19 protein-coding genes are annotated in these 17,426 nt (G+C 63.6%); 8 read left to right on the top strand and 11 right to left on the bottom strand.

The annotated features are described in order from the left end of the window. The first annotated feature begins 106 nt into the window (after positions 1–106). Both CCOS864_RS16765 and CCOS864_RS16760 read left to right on the top strand, forming a co-directional pair. Positions 107–292, top strand: coding sequence for a hypothetical protein (locus CCOS864_RS16765; RefSeq protein ID WP_115087468.1), 186 nt, complete (start codon positions 107–109; stop codon positions 290–292). Between the two features lie 138 nt (positions 293–430). Further along, on the top strand, positions 431–733 hold the full coding sequence (locus CCOS864_RS16760; protein ID WP_115087467.1) for a hypothetical protein: 303 nt from the start codon (positions 431–433) through the stop codon (positions 731–733). On the opposite strand, the gene CCOS864_RS16755 is transcribed toward CCOS864_RS16760, so the two are convergent. Together CCOS864_RS16755 and CCOS864_RS16750 are read right to left on the bottom strand one after the other, a co-directional pair. Beyond that, on the bottom strand, positions 724–1,146 hold the full coding sequence (locus tag CCOS864_RS16755; RefSeq protein WP_115087466.1) for a group II truncated hemoglobin: 423 nt from the start codon (positions 1,144–1,146) through the stop codon (positions 724–726). The two genes, CCOS864_RS16760 and CCOS864_RS16755, sit on opposite strands and share 10 nt — an antisense overlap. Before the next feature lie 187 nt (positions 1,147–1,333). Further along, positions 1,334–1,666, bottom strand: a complete 333-nt coding sequence (locus tag CCOS864_RS16750; protein WP_115087465.1) for a hypothetical protein — start codon at positions 1,664–1,666, stop codon at positions 1,334–1,336. A gap of 410 nt (positions 1,667–2,076) precedes the next feature. On the opposite strand from CCOS864_RS16750, the gene CCOS864_RS16745 reads away from it, so the two are divergent. Further along, complete coding sequence (locus tag CCOS864_RS16745; protein WP_205125907.1) at positions 2,077–3,519, top strand: DASS family sodium-coupled anion symporter; 1,443 nt, start codon at positions 2,077–2,079, stop codon at positions 3,517–3,519. Positions 3,520–3,640: 121 nt separating this feature from the next. On the opposite strand, the gene CCOS864_RS16740 is transcribed toward CCOS864_RS16745, so the two are convergent. Continuing rightward, positions 3,641–4,186, bottom strand: coding sequence for a cupin domain-containing protein (locus CCOS864_RS16740; protein ID WP_038995852.1), 546 nt, complete (start codon positions 4,184–4,186; stop codon positions 3,641–3,643). A gap of 137 nt (positions 4,187–4,323) precedes the next feature. Between CCOS864_RS16740 and CCOS864_RS16735 the strand changes: the two genes are divergently transcribed. Further along, complete coding sequence (locus CCOS864_RS16735; protein ID WP_115087461.1) at positions 4,324–5,367, top strand: hypothetical protein; 1,044 nt, start codon at positions 4,324–4,326, stop codon at positions 5,365–5,367. Here the strand turns inward: CCOS864_RS16735 and CCOS864_RS16730 are convergent. From CCOS864_RS16730 to CCOS864_RS16700, 7 genes are all read right to left on the bottom strand, one after another. Further along, entirely contained in the window at positions 5,358–6,566 is a 1,209-nt protein-coding gene (locus CCOS864_RS16730) for an MFS transporter (RefSeq protein WP_115087459.1), read from the bottom strand. The genes CCOS864_RS16735 and CCOS864_RS16730 overlap by 10 nt on opposite strands. A 94-nt stretch (positions 6,567–6,660) precedes the next feature. After that, entirely contained in the window at positions 6,661–9,162 is a 2,502-nt protein-coding gene (locus CCOS864_RS16725) for a TonB-dependent siderophore receptor (RefSeq protein WP_115087457.1), read from the bottom strand. A gap of 85 nt (positions 9,163–9,247) precedes the next feature. After that, the gene (locus tag CCOS864_RS16720; RefSeq protein ID WP_115087455.1) at positions 9,248–10,201 is read right to left on the bottom strand and encodes a FecR domain-containing protein; all 954 of its coding nucleotides are present in this window, start codon (positions 10,199–10,201) and stop codon (positions 9,248–9,250) included. Continuing rightward, positions 10,198–10,728 (bottom strand): sigma-70 family RNA polymerase sigma factor, encoded by a 531-nt coding sequence (locus CCOS864_RS16715; protein ID WP_115087453.1) that lies wholly within the window; start codon positions 10,726–10,728, stop codon positions 10,198–10,200. The genes CCOS864_RS16720 and CCOS864_RS16715 overlap by 4 nt, the downstream gene beginning before the upstream one ends. 87 nt (positions 10,729–10,815) lie before the next feature. After that, entirely contained in the window at positions 10,816–12,069 is a 1,254-nt protein-coding gene (locus CCOS864_RS16710; protein ID WP_115087451.1) for an OprD family porin, read from the bottom strand. Between the two features lie 132 nt (positions 12,070–12,201). Then, positions 12,202–12,732, bottom strand: coding sequence for a cytochrome b (locus CCOS864_RS16705; RefSeq protein WP_115087449.1), 531 nt, complete (start codon positions 12,730–12,732; stop codon positions 12,202–12,204). After that, the gene (locus tag CCOS864_RS16700) at positions 12,729–13,775 is read right to left on the bottom strand and encodes a catalase family peroxidase (RefSeq protein ID WP_115087447.1); all 1,047 of its coding nucleotides are present in this window, start codon (positions 13,773–13,775) and stop codon (positions 12,729–12,731) included. Before CCOS864_RS16700 ends, CCOS864_RS16705 begins: the two co-directional genes overlap by 4 nt. Before the next feature lie 131 nt (positions 13,776–13,906). On the opposite strand from CCOS864_RS16700, the gene CCOS864_RS16695 reads away from it, so the two are divergent. From CCOS864_RS16695 to CCOS864_RS16685, 3 genes are all read left to right on the top strand, one after another. Further along, on the top strand, positions 13,907–14,416 hold the full coding sequence (locus CCOS864_RS16695; protein ID WP_115087446.1) for a sigma-70 family RNA polymerase sigma factor: 510 nt from the start codon (positions 13,907–13,909) through the stop codon (positions 14,414–14,416). Continuing rightward, positions 14,413–15,162 (top strand): anti-sigma factor family protein, encoded by a 750-nt coding sequence (locus CCOS864_RS16690; protein WP_115087444.1) that lies wholly within the window; start codon positions 14,413–14,415, stop codon positions 15,160–15,162. The genes CCOS864_RS16695 and CCOS864_RS16690 overlap by 4 nt, the downstream gene beginning before the upstream one ends. 75 nt (positions 15,163–15,237) lie before the next feature. Then, complete coding sequence (locus CCOS864_RS16685) at positions 15,238–15,573, top strand: DUF2790 domain-containing protein (protein WP_115087442.1); 336 nt, start codon at positions 15,238–15,240, stop codon at positions 15,571–15,573. Here CCOS864_RS16685 and CCOS864_RS16680 read toward each other — a convergent pair. After that, a complete protein-coding gene (locus tag CCOS864_RS16680) occupies positions 15,518–16,432 on the bottom strand; it encodes a LysR substrate-binding domain-containing protein (RefSeq protein ID WP_115087440.1) in 915 nt (304 codons plus the stop codon). The two genes, CCOS864_RS16685 and CCOS864_RS16680, sit on opposite strands and share 56 nt — an antisense overlap. A gap of 114 nt (positions 16,433–16,546) precedes the next feature. Here CCOS864_RS16680 and CCOS864_RS16675 point away from each other — a divergent pair, with 114 nt between their 5' ends. After that, positions 16,547–17,389, top strand: coding sequence for an SDR family NAD(P)-dependent oxidoreductase (locus CCOS864_RS16675; protein WP_415842518.1), 843 nt, complete (start codon positions 16,547–16,549; stop codon positions 17,387–17,389). Positions 17,390–17,426: the final 37 nt, after the last annotated feature.

The raw sequence follows: 17,426 nt of genomic DNA, 5'->3' as shown, positions 1-17,426 counted from the left end.
TGTGGTCCACAAATGACCGGCTAGTCTCAGAATCACCAGGGTCAGTGCTTTTCTGGGCAATCATCTGTTTGCCGGTACTGATCCGCTGTCGGAGGGAGACTGGGGCATGGTTGACTTGTTCAATGAGGACAACGGCGACGCTTTTCCAATCAACAATCTAATCCGTTGCGGGCAGAGCGGCTATCGGCTGGGTTTTACCAACATGACGCAGGAAGACGCACAGGTGCGCCTGAACGCGCTGCAGCGTAGCAAGAAGGGCAAATTCACCCCGCGCTTGCCCGCGAAGAAGTAAACGAATCGTCCACCACCCCGCCCAACGGCGGGGTTTTTTTTGCATTGTTTGACCTTGCGCAAAGGTTGCGCGGCTCGCACTCGCCTGATGCCGGGTTGTGTGCCTTACTATCGCCGCCATCAATACAGGAGCCATTCGATGCGTATCAGGGAAGAGACTTACTGGAACTGGGCCGACGCACAACTGCACAGCCGCAGCCATGACGAACAGCTCAGTGACGGGACCAGCCTCGACGTACAGGTAAGGCTGTCGCGTACCGGCGCCACGCAATTGTTCCTCGGCATCTATACGCGCCAGGGCAAGGCCATGGTCGAGGAGTACTACGACAACCGCCCCTGTGAAACCATGACGCGCGCCATGGTCTGGGGCGTCGACCGGGCCAGGGCACTGGCTACCGGGGCGTTGCCACTGGAGAAGGCGCCATTGCGCCGTCAGGCCTGAGGGTGACGGGCGCGGCTGGCCTGGACGATGCGCTGGGCCGGCACGCGTAGCTGGCGCAGCAGGTACTCGGCGAACTCGGCAGAATAATCCTGCAGGGCAATCGCCTGTTCCATGCAGTTCAACCAGATGGCGCTGTGGTTTTCATCGATCGGCCATTGGGCATGGAAGGCCGGGATGGCGATCGGACCATAGCGTTCACTGAACAGCCGCGGGCCACCGAGCCAGCCACTGAGGAAGCAGGCCAGCTTGTCGCGCGAGGCATCGAGGCTTTGCGGGTGCATCTGGCGCACGGCCAGTGCCTCGGGGTTCTCATCCATCAACCGGTAGAACGCATCGACCAGGCGGCGCAGGCCGTCGATGCCACCGGCGGCCTGGTAGGAGGCATCACCGGTGCCGAAAGCAGGTTGGGTCATAAGCGGGCTCTTGTGCAAAGCGCCATTCTAGCCAGGTACCGGGATAAATAAAAAAGGCTCTTCACGGAATCCAGGGTTGGGATGTTGAGGCTTAGCCCCCCAGGATTCCGTGAAGAACCATAAAAAAGCCCAATCCGCAGGGATTGGGCTCAAGCGTGGCTGGGGCAGTGCTGCACCCCAGCGACCCTTAGCAGAGACGGTCGATCACCGCGACGCCAGGAGTGTTCTGCAGCGCAGCCCATTCGCTTTGCAGGGTCTGCAGAACCCGTCCGACATACTGGGTGTCGGCAGCGGCTTTCTTGCCGACGTAGCCCTGGCCGCGACGGTACATCTTCAGGCGGGCACGCATGTTCGGGTTGCATTGCTCGAACTGCGTTTCGTCGCTCATGCTTTCCAGGCTGTCCAGGCGAACTTCACCCGATTCGCAAACCCAGAGGATGTGGCTGTCGAGAGTGTCCTTGCGCGCGGCGAACAGCCGGGCCAGTTCTTCAACAGTCGGTTGATTGTTCAGATTCATCATAAAGCCCCCTAGACCATTCGTTGTTTGTTCGCACTTGGCGCATAACATGTAGCGTTAAATGAAAGCTGCTACAGCAGCGTCACAACTGGGGGCTTCTACACGCTGCCTTTTGGGCAGTACCCATCCGCACACAGCTCATGGATCTGTCGAGCTGCCTGGAACACCCTTGCCAGTACCCCCGATCGGGGAGACGACCTCATCATGCAAGGGGCGACGAACGGCGTCAACAGGTTTTGTAGTGTTTTTTTTGATGCACTACATCTTGTCCGACAATGCCTCGAATTCGGGGCATTGACACGCATCAGTCTGCGTTAAAGCGATCTGCAGGATCATGGCTGCACATGTTCTGCAGGGAGTTACCCATGAATTCGCCGGCCAATGCGCCTGTCTCTCAAACCGCCGGAACCCGCATGCCTATTGGCCTGCTGGTGGGTATCGCGGCCCTGGTCGGGGTGCTGTTGCTGCCGATGCCCGCCGACCTGCCAGTGGCCGGCCACCGGGTGTTGGCAATCCTGGCCTTTGCCGTGGTGGTGTGGATCACCGAAGCGGTGTCGTACGAAGCCAGTGCGATCATGATCACCTCGCTGATGGCCTTTTTGCTCGGCACTGCGCCGACCGTGGCCGACCCCTCGGTGATCTACGGCTCCTCCGCAGCCATTACCCTGGCCCTGACCGGGTTCTCCAACAGCGCCCTGGCCCTGGTGGTGGGTGCCTTGTTCATCGCCGCAGCCATGACCCACACCGGCCTGGACCGACGCATCGCCCTGGTGACGCTGTCGAGTATCGGTGTCAGCACCCGGCGCATCCTTCTCGGTGCTGTCGCGGTCACCGTGCTACTCAGCCTGGTGGTGCCCAGCGCCACGGCGCGCAGTGCCTGCGTGGTACCGATCATGATGGGCGTGATCGCCGCCTTTGGCGTCGACAAGCGCTCGAACATCGCCGCCGGGATCATGATCATCGTCGCCCAGGGCACCAGCATCTGGAACATCGGCATCCAGACCGCGGCGGCGCAGAACCTGCTGACCGTCGGCTTCATGGACAAGATGCTCGGCGCCCGGGTGTCGTGGATCGACTGGTTGATCGCCGGCGCGCCCTGGGCGTTGATCATGTCGGTGGTGCTGATCGTGCTGGTGCTGAAAATGCTGCCGCCCGAGAGCGACGCGATTCCCGGCGGCAAGGCGGCAGTGAGCAAGACCCTGGCCGAACTCGGGCCGATGACCGCGGCGCAGAAACGCCTGCTTGGCGTGTCGCTGCTGTTGCTGCTGGCCTGGGCCACCGAGGGCAAGTTGCATCACTTCGACACCACCTCGACCACCTATGCCGGGCTGGTGATCCTGCTGCTGCCACGGATCGGGGTGATGACCTGGAAAGACGTGCAGGCGCGCATTCCCTGGGGGACGGTGATTGTCTTTGGTGTCGGCATCAGCCTGGGCACCACCTTGCTTACCACTCAGGCCGGGCAATGGCTGGGCGCGCAGGTGGTGGCTCATACCGGGCTGGATCAACTGGGCACCCTGGGGGTGTTTTCGATCCTCGCGGCCTTCCTGATTCTGATCCACCTGGGCTTTGCCAGCGCCACCGCGCTGACCTCGGCGCTGCTGCCGATACTGATCGCCGTGCTGCAGACCCTGCCGGGTGACTTCAGCCGGCTGGGCATGACCATGGCCCTGGGTTTCGTGGTCAGTTACGGCTTTATCCTGCCGATCAACGCGCCGCAGAACATGGTCTGCCTGGGCACCGAGACCTTCACCGCCAAGCAGTTTGCCCGGGTGGGGATTGTGGTGACCTTGATTGGCTATGGGCTGATGCTGGTGTTTGCCGCTACCTGGTGGCAGTGGCTGGGCTGGATGTAAAGGGCCAAGATTGCGACCGCTTCGCGCTCGATCGCTGGCAAGCCAGCTCCCACAGTTCCGGGTACACAAATCTACTGTGGGAGCCGGCTTGCCGGCGATGGGCTGGCAGCAGCCCCCGAATCTAGAAGTTCGCCGGGGTGTTGGCGCTGATGATCTCGGCCTCATCCTGGCCGATGTTCTTGAAGCTGTGGGGCAGGGTGGTGGGGAAGTAGTAACCGTCGCCGGAGTTGAGGATGCTGACCTGGCCATCCACCCGCAGCTCGATGGTGCCACGGGTCACCAGGCCACATTCTTCGCCCTCGGCATGCACGATCGGCTCACCGGAATCGGCACCTGGCGCATACAGCTCGCGCAACATGCGCATCTGCCGGCCTTCGACACTGGCACCCACCAGCAGCATGCGCAGGCCACTGTTGCCAAGGTCGGGCTGCTCGTTGGAGCGGAACACAAAGCGCTCTTCGCGGATCGGCTCGTCGAAACTGAAGAACTCCGCCAACGACATCGGAATGCCTTCAAGCAGCTTTTTCAGGGAACTGACCGAAGGGCTGACGCGATTCTGCTCGATCTGCGAGATCGTCGAGTTGGTCAGGCCACTGCGCCGAGCCAGCTCCCGTTGGGAGAGTTTGTTGCGTTCACGCACCAGTTTGAGTCGTGTCCCCGTGTCCATAGCCGCCTTATGTGTCAAAAATTTTGGGCGAAGCATTAAAGCACATTCCGTTAGGCTATAGCGGTCCGCCTGTAGGGATGGATGGCCGCAGGTGTTGCGGGCCTGATTTTGCACGCCACAACGACAGGGAGTGTTGGATGAGCCAGCTTGAACCTATCCCCGAGGGCAATAGCAGCTTGCGCGAGTACGCCAGGCAGTTGAGTGATGGTTTGCTCTGGATAAATGATCGTGCCTGGCCACTAGGGGGGTGTCTGCTATTCCTGTCCGGGCTCTATCTGCACCAGTACATCCAGGTCGAGAAGATCCCCTTGAGTATTACTTCGGGGGCGGTGATTACGGCATTGCCAATCATGTTTGCCATGATGATCTTCGTGATCGTGGTGCTCAGCACCAACATCCTGCTGCCGACCATGGTGCTGTTCCAGCGCCTGGATGCCAAGGGTAGGCGTCTGGCTGATCAGCTGGAGGGGAAGAGCCGGGGCGCAGTGAGCCTGGCGTGGCTTGCGGGCTCCCTCGCATTGGCATTGTTCCTGGCGTTTTCCGGGTATTTCGTGATTCAGATAGGCCCCATGGACTGGTACTGGCTGGTGCTGTTGCCGGTCGGGCTGATTGCCGTAGCAACCTTTGTAGGATTTATCCATTGGCTGGTTCCTACGGATCTCGACAAGCCCGAACGTGGCGAGTTTTACACGATTGCTTTGTGCAGCGCCGGGTTGCAACTGCTGGTGCTTCTGCAAGTCACAGCTGTCGTCGAAACACTGGTGGGCGAGCTGGCCGGCTCAGCCTCGACATTCCTGCCGATCATGGCTCTGGAAGTGCTGGTGCTGGTGATTGTGCAAGTCCTGATGGTGGCAATGATGGTGCATTTCCATCGGCAAAAAAATGTCTTTCGCCCTTTGATGGTGAGCTTCACTTTGCTGCTGATGGTTGTGGGGCTGTTCCCCGAAGCAGCTGCAAAAATTGGCGGTTACGCCCTGCAAGTGTCGGGCTCGGGCGGCAGGACCTGCATTGTGCTCAATACCGAGCAGGGGCCGACCGAGTCAATGAAAATCCTCGCCGAGGCCGACGGCATCTATTACGCGCGGCCTATCACGGCGACGACAAAGGAACTGCAGTTGATCCGCCGCGACACCGTCAAGGGTTTCGACGAATGCGCGAAACCCAAACCCGCTCAGCCCTGACGCCGCGGCATCGGCCAAAACCCCACCAGCAATAACAAGGCACCCACGATCAGGTATGGCAGGCGTGGATCGACGGCGTAGATCAGGGTTCCGGCCAGCGGCCCGATGACCACGCCCAGGCCCTGCACGGCGCCGATGGAACCGGCCGTGGCGCCTTGTTCGGAGGCGTCCATGGCATTGGCCGCCAGCGCCGAGAACGCCGGGAACACCCAGCCCATGCCGCAGGCCGAGAAAAAGAAACACGCCCACAAACCCACGGCGCTGGTGGCCAGGGCGCTGGCGGCAAAGCCCACGGCGGCGATGCTGGCGCCGACGCGGATCATCCGCAGCGGTGGCCACTCGAGTTTGCGCACCAGGATCTGCGACAGGATCAGCGCCACGCCGACCATGGTCAGGGCAACCCCGGCGGTTTGCGCCGCATCGGCCGGGTCCATGCCCAGACGGTCGAGGGCGAAGAAGCCGACGGTGATTTGCGCCACCGAGACGCTGAGCATCGCCACGAAAGCCACCAGCAACGGCTGGCGCAGGCGCGGGTCGGCCAGGCGTACCGGGCGGGGTGGCTGCTTGAGGTGCAGTTCCTGACGCTTGAGCTTGAGCAGCAGCACCAGGAACGCCAGCATCGGTAGCACCGCCATCACATAGAACGGCAGGCTCAGGCTGTAGCGGGCCAGGACCGCTGCCAGCGCCGGGCCGATCACCAGGCCGAAGGCGTTGGCCGCACCCAGCGAAGCCATTGCCCGAGCGCGGTGCTGAGGTTCGATGTTATCGGCAATCAGCGCCGCGCCAGCGACCGGCAGAGCGGCGTAGAAGGCGCCGATCAAGCCGCGGCCAAGCACCAGCCCGGCAAAGGCCAGGGTGGCACTGGGCAGCAGGTGCAAGGCGGTATCGATGAACAGGCATAACGCCCAATAGGCCGCGGTGAAGCCTGCGGTGCCAAGCAACAGCACCTTGCGCCGTCCCAGCCGGTCACTGGCTCGGCCCCAGGTGTGTGCCAGGAGCATCCAGATCACCCCGGCAACCGTCACCGCTGCGCCGGCCTGCCAGGTGGCCAGACCGAGCGTGCGGGCAATCGGGCCGATCAAGGACACGAAAGCCATCATCGCCATGGTGCAGGCCATGTTGGCCGCCAGTAACGGGCGTAGGTCGAAGGTAGATCGCTCGGGTTCGTCGAGCATGGCAGGGTCCGTTGCGGTGGTCATGGGCTATCCAGGGCAGGTGAGGGCAAGGCGGTCGACGACCGGCAGAAGATGATAACGATTGTCATCTGCTGGCGTCGACCGCAAATCACCTGCGTCAGAAATCGCCTTTGAGGGTCACCATGAAATTGCGCGGCTCACCATAGAAGTTGCCCCAGGCCAGGGCGCCGACGCTGGAGTAGTAATGCTTGTCGAACAGGTTGTTGCCATTGACGGCGATACTCCAGTTGTCATCCAGCTGGTAGCCCAGGCGCGCGTTCCAGATTGCATAGCCGGGCTGTACGGTTTTCGCCGCGCGGTCCTGGTAGTGGTTGTCGCTTTGCGCATTGACCCCACCGCCCAGGCTCCAGCGTTGCAGCGGGCCGTCCAGCTGATAGTCGGCCCAGACCCGCAACAGATGGCGTGGCACATAGCTGGCGGTGAAGGTCGCGTCCTGGCTGTTGGTATTGGTCTTGAGGTATTCAAGCTCGGTGTAGGTGTAGCCGGCCAGCACCTGCAGGCGCTCGGCCAGCTCGCCGCTGAGTTCGGCCTCGAAGCCCTGGGCGCGGACCTTGCCCTTGTCGCTGTAGCAGTAGCCGTCGGAGGAGCCGGCGCATACCGAGTTATAGTCGGCTTCGGCGCGGTGCGCCTCGATGGTGCGGAACAGGTTGAACGCCGCGTTCAGGCCGCCATCGAACCATTCGCCCTTGATCCCCAGCTCGTAGTTGGCGCCGGTCTTGGGTTGCAGCGGGCTGCCCTGGGCGTCGGTGTAAGTGCCTTGCGGCTGGAAGATATCAGCGTAGCTGCCGTACACCGACCAGGTGTCGTCCAGGTCGTAGATCAGCGCAGCAAACGGCGTGACCTGGCCGTTTTCCTGGCTGCGGTCATGCTGCCAGTAGTCCCAGGCCTGGGTGTAGGAATCGCGCTGGCTGCGGTACCAGCTGACCCGGCTGCCAAGCACCAGGGTCAAGGGCTCGGCCAGTTTCAGGCGCAAGGTGGCATAGGTGCCGATCTGCCGGGTGTCGCTTTCCACCGGCAGCGGGCCGCCGCGGTAGGAGGCGGTCTGGTACAGGCTGTCCGGCGGCTTGGGAATGTCGCGGTTGGGCGCGAACGGGTCCATGGTGGTGCCAAGCAACTGGGTCATGTTGATCAGCGCGTAGGTGTCGCTGCCCTTGGCCCGGCTGGCGTTGGCACCGATGATCAGCTCGTGCTCCAGGCCCCAGGCGTTGAATTTGCCATCCAGGTAGGCGTCCATGCCGTAGTCGTGCTGGTCGTAGTCGAACAGGCCGGAGTACAGCGGGTTGTTGGCCGAGCTGCTGCCGACCGGCACGCTGCCCAGGGTCATGGCGTACTGCATGTCCTGGGTGTTGTGGCTGTGCATGGCCGCGACTTTCAACAGCCACTGGTCATTGAAGTGGTGGGTGAGGTCGGCGAACAGGTTGACCCGCTGGCTTTCCCAGCTGTTCCAGGTCGCGCCCAGGCAGGTGGAGCGCGACAGCTTCAGGTCCGAACCATCGCTGTAGCGCGGCAGGCCCTGCCAGCACGGGGTGGCATTGAGCTTCTCGTAGGCGGCGCCGATGCCGAGGGTGGTGGCGTCGTTGAAGTCGTAGTCGAGGGCGCCATAGACCACCTGGTCGTCGCGCTTGCCCATGTCGTAGAAGTATTGGCGGTCCTGCCCGGCGACCACCAGCCGGCCACGCAGGCTGCCGGACGCGTTCAGCGGGCCGCCGGTGTCGAGCTGGGCGCGGTAGTTGTCCCAGGAGCCTGCCGAAAGGCTGACGCTGGTAGCGGCCTTTTCCTGTCCGCGCTTGCGGATGAAGTTGACGCCACCGGCGGAGCTGCCGGAGCCCTTGAGCATGCCGGCGGCACCGCGCAGCACTTCGACGCGGTCGTAGTAGGCCATGTCGCTGGCAAAACTGTTGGCCTGCACGTAGTTGCCACCGAGGTCCAGCGGCACACCGTCGTACTGGTACTGGCCGGCAAGCATGAAACCGCGCGAGTAGAAGTATTTACCGCCCATGGGCGAGTCATGCACGGTGATCCCCGGGGTTTTCTCCATCACCTGTTCGAGGGTGGTGAGGTTCTGCTCGTCCATCATCTTGCGGGTGATCACCGTCACCGACTGCGGCGTCTCGCGCAGTGAGTGCTCGCCCTTGGCAAAGCTGACCTGGCGCACCGTGAGGCTGTCGGTGGTTTCCATGCCGGTGTTGAGGGTGCTGGCGCCGATGGTGGTGGCGCCCAGTTCCAGTGCACCGTTGCTGGCCGGCAGCGGGCGGATCGAGTAGCTGCCGTCAGCCTGGCGGAACGCTTGCAGGCCGCTGCCGGCGAGGATCTGGCTCAACCCTTCGAGTACCCCGAAGCGGCCCTGCAGGCCTTGGCTCTGCAGGCTGGCGGTCAACTGTGCGTCATACGACAGGTTGACTCCGGCCGCTGCGGCAAAGCTGCCCAGCACCCGGCTCAGGGAACCCGCTTCAATGGCGAATACCTGGCCGCTGCTGGTGCTTTCGGTCTCTGCGGCCTGGGCAATGGCGAGGGGTAGCAGGGGCAGGACCAGGGTGGCAGCCAGCAGGTGGCTGCCAATCAGGTGGGGTAGAAGGGCACGGGGGAAGCGGGGTTGCATGGAAATCCTCTTCGTTCGCAAATGAGATTATTTCCTACAGAGGCGGACGAACGAAAAGAAACAGGCACCCCTCGCTGAAATTTTTTTAACTCAGGCCGACGCTGACCCAGAAGCGGTTGTAGCGACGCACCTGGAGCTTGAACGACGTGGCCAGCGCTGACAGCGCCGCATCGCTGTCTGTGAGGGAAAAGGTCCCGGATACCCGTAGCCCGTTCAGTTCGTTGGAGTAAGACAACAGCCCTGGCCGGTAGCGGCCGAGCTCTTCGAGCAAATCGCCCAGGCGCCAGTCTTCGACGATCAGGTGCCCGCCGGTCCAGGCCGCTTCGCTGCTGGCGACGGTCTGCGCGGCATGCACCACATGGCTGTCGAACTGGCAGCGCTGGCCGGCGTGCAGTCGACGTGCCGGCGCCTGGTGCGGGTTGATGCGCACCGCATGCTCGAAGACTTCGACCCGGCTGGCGGTGTCGCGCTGCTCAACGCTGAAGCGCGTGCCCAGGGCTTCGACCAGGCCTTGAGCGGTTTCCACTCGCAAGGGGCGTTGGCGGCTGTCTTTGCCACTGGTAAGAAAGATCCGCCCGTGACGCAAGCGAATCAGCCGTTGCTGGTGGTCGAAGCGAATGTCCACGGCGCTGGCGGTGTCGAGCACCAACTGGCTGCCGTCGTCCAGGGTAAGGTGACGAATTTCACCGGTGGCGCTGTGAACATCAGCCAGCCAGTGCTGCGCCGGCTGGCTGCGATAGCTGGCCCAGCCGCCAAGGCCCAGGCCGGTGGCCAGCAGCAGACCCTTGAGCACGCTGCGCCGGGGCAGGCCCTCAGCTTCGCTGCGCTGCAAGGTGTCGAAGGCCAGCGCCCCGGGCACACTGGCCAGGCGCCCCTGCAATTGCTCGACCCGCGCCCAGGCCCAGCGATGCTCCGCGGCGCTGGCCAGCCATAGCTGCCAGGCCTGGTGCAGTTCGGCCGGGGCATCGCCGGCGGCCAGTTGCACATGCCAGCGGGCGGCGGCTTTCAGGGCCTGGCGTTGGCGCTCGCGCTCCGTCATGGCTGGGCGTCGTAGGCGAGCAGCAGGCAGCGCTCGGTGGTCTTGATCAGGTACTTTTTCACCGTAGTCAGCGACACGCCCAGGGCCTCGGCGATTTCCACGTAGGTCATGCCCAGCCAGTTGGCCATCAGAAACGCCTTGCGCGCCTTGGCGCCACAGCCGGCCAGCAACTGGTCAATTTCACGCAGGGTTTCCAGAATCAGCACCTGCTCTTCGGTGGAGATCTGTTCGGCTTCCGGTTGCGCGGCCAGTGCTTCCAGGTAAGCGCGTTCCAGTTGCTGACGGCGGAAATGATCGATCATCACCCGCCGCGCCACCGTCGCCAGGTAGTTGCGCGGCTCACGCAGCAGGCGCACCAGTTCCAGCGCCTCGGAGGAGGCGAGGATGCGCACGAAAGTGTCCTGCATCAGGTCCGCCGCCCGTTGCGGGCAGCTCAGGCGCCGGCGCAGCCAGTGTTGCAGCCACAGGTGATGGTGCTGATAGAGCTGGCCGAGCTCGGCATTGGGCGGTGACGGCGGTGCGCTCATCCTGGCTGCATCCCGGAAAAATGATGCAGATGATAAGCATTCCCAAAAAACTAATAAAGGGTTGTTTTCACACGGCCGCCAGCCGCGTTACCAGAGGGCCAGGGTGTAGCCGACGATCAGGCGGTTCTCGTCGATGTCCGTGGTCAAACCGCTGCTGGAGCGAAAGGTGGCGTTGCGCAGGCGCACGCTGACATTCTTCAGCGGACCGCTTTGCACCACGTAGGCAATGTCGGTATCGCGCTCCCATTCCTTGCCGCCGTTGACGCTGGCGGTTTCGATATGGCTGCCATTGACATAGCGGGTCATGAAGCTCAAGCCCGGCAGACCGAGCGCGGCGAAGTTGTAGTCGTAGCGCGCCTGCCAGGCATCGGTTTCGGCCTTGGTGAAGACGTTCACGGTGACCAGGTTGACCGAGTAGGGGTCCAGGCCCGGGTAGGCAAAATCGCCGTCGCCGGACAGGTTCTGGTAACCGAGGCCGAACTTGTGCGCACCCACGCCGAGGGTGAGCATGCCGTTGAAGAAGCGGTTGTCGATCTTGCCGCCGTCAACCCGCGAGGCGGCGCGCAGGTCGTGGCTGCCTTGTTCGCGGGTGTCGAAGTAACGCAGGTCGCTGCGCAGGTTGATGCCTTCGGCCAGGGGCAGGTCGTGGACCAGCCCGGCGTAGTGCTGGCGGTAGATGTCCTGCATCTGCGCGTAGTAATAACTGACCGCCAGGCGCGGGTTGACCGCGTAGGTGCCACCGGCCAGGTCCAGATGATTGCTCTCGACCCCGGCGTAGCTCATTTCGTCGTTGCTCGAGGAATCGCGCAGGTTCTGTTTTTCCAGGCGGCCGAGGTTCAGGGTCAGGCCGTCGATGTCCTGGGAGGTCAGCAGGCCGCCGCTGTAGGTCGAAGGCAGCAGGCGCACGTCGTTGATCGCCGCCACCGGCAGCATCGGTTGCAGGGTGCCGAGCTTGAGCGTGGTCTTGCTGACCCGCAGCTTGGCGGTCAGGCCCAGTTCACTGTAGTCGTCCACCGGTTCCTGGGTGGCGCCGAAGGGCAGCAGGCCGGTGCCGCGACGGTCGCGGCTGGAGTCGAGCTTGACCCCCAGTTCACCCAGGGCATCGAGGCCGAAGCCTACGGTGCCTTCGGTAAAGCCCGACTCCATTTTCAGGATAAAACCCTGGGCCCATTCCCGCGCCTGGCTCTGCGGCGCGCCGCTCTGGCGAAAGTCGCGGCTGAAGTAGAAGTTGCGTGTCTCAAGGCTGGCTTTGCTGTCCTTGATGAACTCGGCCTGGGCGATGTAGGAGGTGAATGCGGCGCACAGGCCGGCACTCACCGTCAGCGAACGGGGCAGAAGCATGGGGCTACCTTTTTTTGTTGTTGTGTGTGGCGGGTGCCAGGTGTCTCTGCCTATATTGTTAACATATTATCTTTATTTTTGAATAGACCTCTTGTGGGTGCAATTGGACCTGAGCATAAAATAATTAAGATATTAATTCTTGGGCAGCGGCCCCGGCCACATGCTGCGCAGCACGCCGTCACGGCGTACCAGCCCGTGCACCAGTGCCGCGCCCAGGTGCAGCAGCACGGTGGCGAACAACACATAGGCCAGCCAGCCGTGGGCCTGGCGCAGCAGGGCATACAGCGGCAGGTCGTGGGGCAGCAGTGCCGGGAGTTGTAATGGCAGCGGATAGCCTCCTGCAGACTGCATGCCCCAGCCAAGCACCGGCATCGCCAGCATCAGCCCGTAGAGCAACAGGTGCGAAGCTTTCGCCGCCCAGCGTTGCACTGGTGGCATGTCGTCAGGCAGCGGCGGGGGCGCCAGGCTCAGGCGCACGCCAATGCGCACGAGCACCAGCAGCAACAGCGCCAGGCCAATGGCCTTGTGCAGGCTGACCAGCCAGGTGTGGCGCGGCGACAGGTCGCTGACCATGCTCACGCCGACGAACAGCATGGCCAGGATCAGCACGGCCATCAGCCAATGGAGCAGGCGGGCCAGGGGGTGGAAGGCAACAGGTTTCATGGGCGAGCTCCCAGCTGCGCGGCTTCACGGCTGCGGCGGTTGAAGGATTCCGAATAGGCCGCCGAGCGGGCAGCAAGGATCGGGTCGGCCGAAGGCCTGATGCCGCTCGGTAGAATCAGCGGGTCGAAGTTCAGGTCGCGACAGGCGCCTCGTTCCGCGGCATCGACCTGGTCGAGCACCAGGGTACCGGCGTTCACCGTGGGGCGTTGTGCGGGCCAGGGCTGGCTTGGGTCGTCGACTGCATCGCCGGCAGCTGCCAGGGTCAATTGCAGGGTCCAGCGCAGCGGGCCCTGGCTCAGGCGCTGGCGCAGGTCATGCTGCAGGTAGTCGTTGTCGTCAACCTTTGCCGGCAGCGCGCTGAACGGCGTTTGTGGCAACAGGCTCCAGCGCACGTAGTGGGCCTTGCCGCTGGCATCGATCAGGGCAAAGGCGTTGATGCTGTTGTAGCTGGTGCTGGCGAAACTGTCGGAGGCCTTGTAGTCCTTGGCCCATTGGCGAAAGGCGGCGCTTTCCGGGTGGGCGGCGAAAAACGCCTGCAGGCGCGCGGGGTCGGGTTTGCCGGTGGCCGGGTCCGGGCTCATGGCCAGTACCTGCTGGTAGAAGGCTTCAGGCGTACCCACCGCCAGCACCGGTGGGGTGTTCATGCCGGTGCGCCACTGCTGGCCATCGTCCGTGCTCAGTTGCAGCGCCAGGCTACGGGTCGGCACGCTGGCGTCAGGGCTGTGGGGGTTGGCGCCGCCGATGGCGAAGCGACCGATCACCGCTACGTTGCTCTGGTTGAACACCCGGGCAGTGGACAGGCTCGCCGCCTGCCCGCTGCTCAGGAAATAGCCGCTGACGCACAGGCCCTTGGCGTGATTCTTACGGTAGCCGGGGTAGTGCCCGGCCTGGGTTTCGAAGGTGTCGATAAAGCGCTTCGGGGTCAGGCGCTCGGCGCCGATCCAGCCGGCAGCATAGGCAAAGCCGGTGGCCAGGGCGGTAAGCCCGAGGCCAATGGCAGCCAGGCGCAGGGCGCGGGGGCGACCGTGTAACGGAGTGCTCATGGCGGTGATCCGGGTCAGTGAATGAGCCGGTACGACGCGTGGGGCAGAAATTTATTCCAGCACCAGGGAATAATTCTTCACCACCAGCGTCTGCCTCGTACACTGATCGCCTACAGGCCAAGACTGCGGCAATGAACGAACTAGACGACGAGCAATTGCGCCAGATGCTCCAGCGCCTGCGCCGCTTCGCCCTGTGGCTGACCCGCGAGGCCAGCAGCGCCGACGACCTGGTCCAGGCCACCCTCGAGCGCGCCCTCAGCCGCCGCGCTCAACAACGCGAAGACGCCAGCCTGCGCGCCTGGCTGTTCTCGATCCTGTACCGGCAGTTTATCGACGGTAAACGCCGCGAACGCCGTCAGGCGCGCTGGCTGGCCTGGTTCGGCCGCGGCGAGGAGGCGGGCAGCAACACCGAAGACATCGTCGTTGCCCAGTCGGGCCTGGCGGCGTTTGCGCAATTGCCTACCGAGCAGCGCGCCTTGCTGTTGCTGGTCAGCGTCGAAGGCCTGAGCTACAAGGAGGCCGCCCAGGCCCTGGATGTGCCGATCGGCACGATAATGTCACGCTTGTCGCGCGCTCGCGCGGCCATGCGCGAACTGGCCGAGGGCAATACGCCGCCCCCGGCGCTGCGGAGGTTGAAATGAGCTTGATTCCGTCTGACCACGAACTGCACGCCTATGTCGACGAACGCCTGGACAGCGAGCGGCGTCGGGCGGTGGAGCTGTACCTGGCGGCCAACCCCGAACAGGCGGCGCGGGTCGAGGCCTGGCGTAACGATGCCCGCCAGTTGCGCGCGGCGCTGTCCGGCTTTGCCGGGCAGGCAGCCAATCCGCGTCTGGACCCGGCCAACGTGCGCCGCGCGTTGCGTCGTCGCCGGCAGCGGCGCTGGGCCAGTGCCGCGGTATTGCTGGTGACCCTGGGCATCGGCGGCCTGGGCGGCTGGCAGGTGCGCGAGGCGAGCCTGCTGGCCAGCAACCCGCCGATGGCCGATGCCGTGCAGGCCCATCGGCTGTTCGCCAACGCCAAGGCCCTCGACCTCAACGCCCAGGACCCGGCGCGCCTGCAAGCCTGGCTGGGCCAGCACTTCGCCCATGTCGGCAACCTGCCGGACCTCTCGGCCTACGGCTTCACCCCGGTTGGTGCACGATTGTTGAGCAACGAGCAGGGGCCGGCGGCGCTGTTGCTGTTCGAGGACGCCCAGGGCCAGCGCGTCAGCCTGTTCCTGCGTTCGCCGGGCGAGCACTATGCGCGCATGCCCAGCGGTGAGCGAACCGACGGCCAGTTGCAGGCACGCTACTGGTCGCGGGGTGACTACAACTACGCCCTGATCAGCGCCACGTCCGATAGCCGGGGCGAGCAATTGCGCCAGGCGCTCGATATCACTTTGTAGCTGAAATGCCATTAGGGGCGTAAGCTCAAAGCCGTTGTTCCTGTCGTCATTTCACTTCATTCGAGGTATCCGCCAATGAAGCGCAAGCAAGGTTTGGTATTGGCCGCAGTGGTTCTGCTGGCCGGCCAAAGCGCGCTGGCTTCGGCACCAGAGGTAAAGGATGCGCGTCTGGTTGCCCATGAGCAGGCAGTGCAGGCCTATGCAGCAAGAACCGGCAAGACCGTCCCGACCATCCAGGACTTTACCTACGGTAAATCCGTGGATGTCGCCCGTCTGATCGAACAGACCCCCATGGCCCGCGGCTGCGAAGCGGCGCCGATGCTGATGACCTATGAAGATTCCAGCGGCCAGCTGGTTACCGTGCGTTATCGGCTCGAAGGTCAGTGTCCGCGCTTTCAGTCAACGCGATAAAGCGCCCCGGCAGCGGCGAGGGATCGTCGCTGCGCCACACCAGGTACAGACCCAATCGCGGGCTGGCTCCCAGCAAATGGCAAAAGCGTACCCCCGGCTGGGCATTGGCCTGGGCGGCTGCCGCCGGCACCAAAGCGATGCCGAACCCGCAACCCACCAGGTTGATCAGCGTTTGCAACTGCGCCGCCTGCTGGCTGATGCGTGGGTAAAAGCCTGCGCTTTGGCACAGGTCAAGCAGTTGCTGATGGTACCCGGCGCCCAAGGCTTGTGGGGTGAAGACGAAATCTTCATCGGCAAAGTCCGCCAGGCTGACAGATGTTTCGCCAGTGCGAGAATGTTCACTCGGCACCGCCAGCAGAATCTCCTCTTCCAGCAACAAGCGGCTGCTCAGGCGTTCGCTCATGATCGGCAATTGCCTGACCACGGCGATATCCAGCTGGCCATCGAGCAGGTTCTCGACCAACTGCGCCGACGATCCCTGCTGCAGGTCCAGCTGTACCTTGGGCCAGTCGGCACGAAACTGCTTGAGCGCATTGAGCAGCAGTGGATAGCCGGCCAGCGCCAGGCTGCCGATGCGCAACTGCCCGGCAATGCCTTCAGCCACGTGCCGGGCCTGGACGATGCCTTGCTGCAAGGTCGCCAGGGTCGCCCGCGCTGTTTGCACAAACGCCGCTCCGGCAGCGGTCAGCGCAACACCTCGGGAGTGACGGGTGAACAGGGCAAACCCCAGACGCTGTTCAAGCCTGCCAATGGCCTGGCTCAAGGGCGGCTGGGCCATGTGCAGGCGTTCGGCGGCGCGGTGAAAGTGCAGCTCTTCGGCCACGGCGATGAACTGGCGGAGCAGGCGGGTTTCGATCACGGCGGGCGTCCTTGATGCGCATCGATATCGGCAGGATATCGGCGGGTCAGCCCGATAGTATTCAACTTTGCGGTGCTCACTGGCTAGGCTGAACGGCCCATCAGGAGACTGCTTGTGATTTCATCCAGAACTGTACTCATCACTGGCGGCGCCCGTGGCCTGGGCCTGGCCTATGCCCGTGCCCTGGCAGAAACCGGTGCTCAAGTCGTCATCAGCGACCTTGGCACCGACCGCGTGGGGTGTGGCAGCGACGCTTCGATAGCCGAAGCCGCGGCCCAGTCCTTGCGCAACGAAGGCCACCAGGTGATCGGCCACAGCGCCGAGCTTGGCGATGAACAGGCCTGCCAGCAGTTGCTTGCCAAGGTACTGGACGCCTTTGGCGGCCTCGATGCGCTGGTCCATAACGCTGGCTGGGTCGGTTATCAGAATGTCGAGGACAGCAGCGCCGATTTCATCGAGCGCGCCCTGGCCATCAATGTTCACGCGCCGCTGTGGCTGAGCAAGCACGCCTGGCCTGCGCTCAAGGCCTCCGGTAGCGGGCGCATCGTGCTCACCACCTCCGACCGGGCCATGTACCTGCGCCATGCGCAGATCGGCCTTGGCGCCTACGCCGCCGGCAAGATGGCGCAATTGGGGATCATGAACGCCCTGGCTGCCGAGGGCGCCGAGCACGGGATTCGGGTCAACGCGATTTCGCCGGTGGCGCGCACGCGCATGTGGGGCCAGCAAGGCGAACCCGAGGATCTCAAGCCCGAGTGGGTTGTCCCCGGCGTGCTGTACCTGGCCTCGGCCGATTGCCAGGACAGCGGCTATATCCTGCGCGCCAGCAACGGCCAGTTCTGTGCCACGCGCTTCGAGGAAAACCCGCAGGTGGACTATCCGCGCGAACTGCGCGGGGTATCTGCCAGTACGGTGCGGGAAGTGCGCCAGCGCTGGCAGATGATAAAAGCCATGTAATAGCGCTTGGTTTGCGCAGGGGTATTAATTAGAATCA

Source organism: Pseudomonas wadenswilerensis, from assembly GCF_900497695.1.
Classification (GTDB): domain Bacteria; phylum Pseudomonadota; class Gammaproteobacteria; order Pseudomonadales; family Pseudomonadaceae; genus Aquipseudomonas; species Aquipseudomonas wadenswilerensis.
The sequence above is the reverse complement of the archived record's forward strand: the minus strand, read 5'-3'. Positions and strand labels throughout refer to the sequence as shown.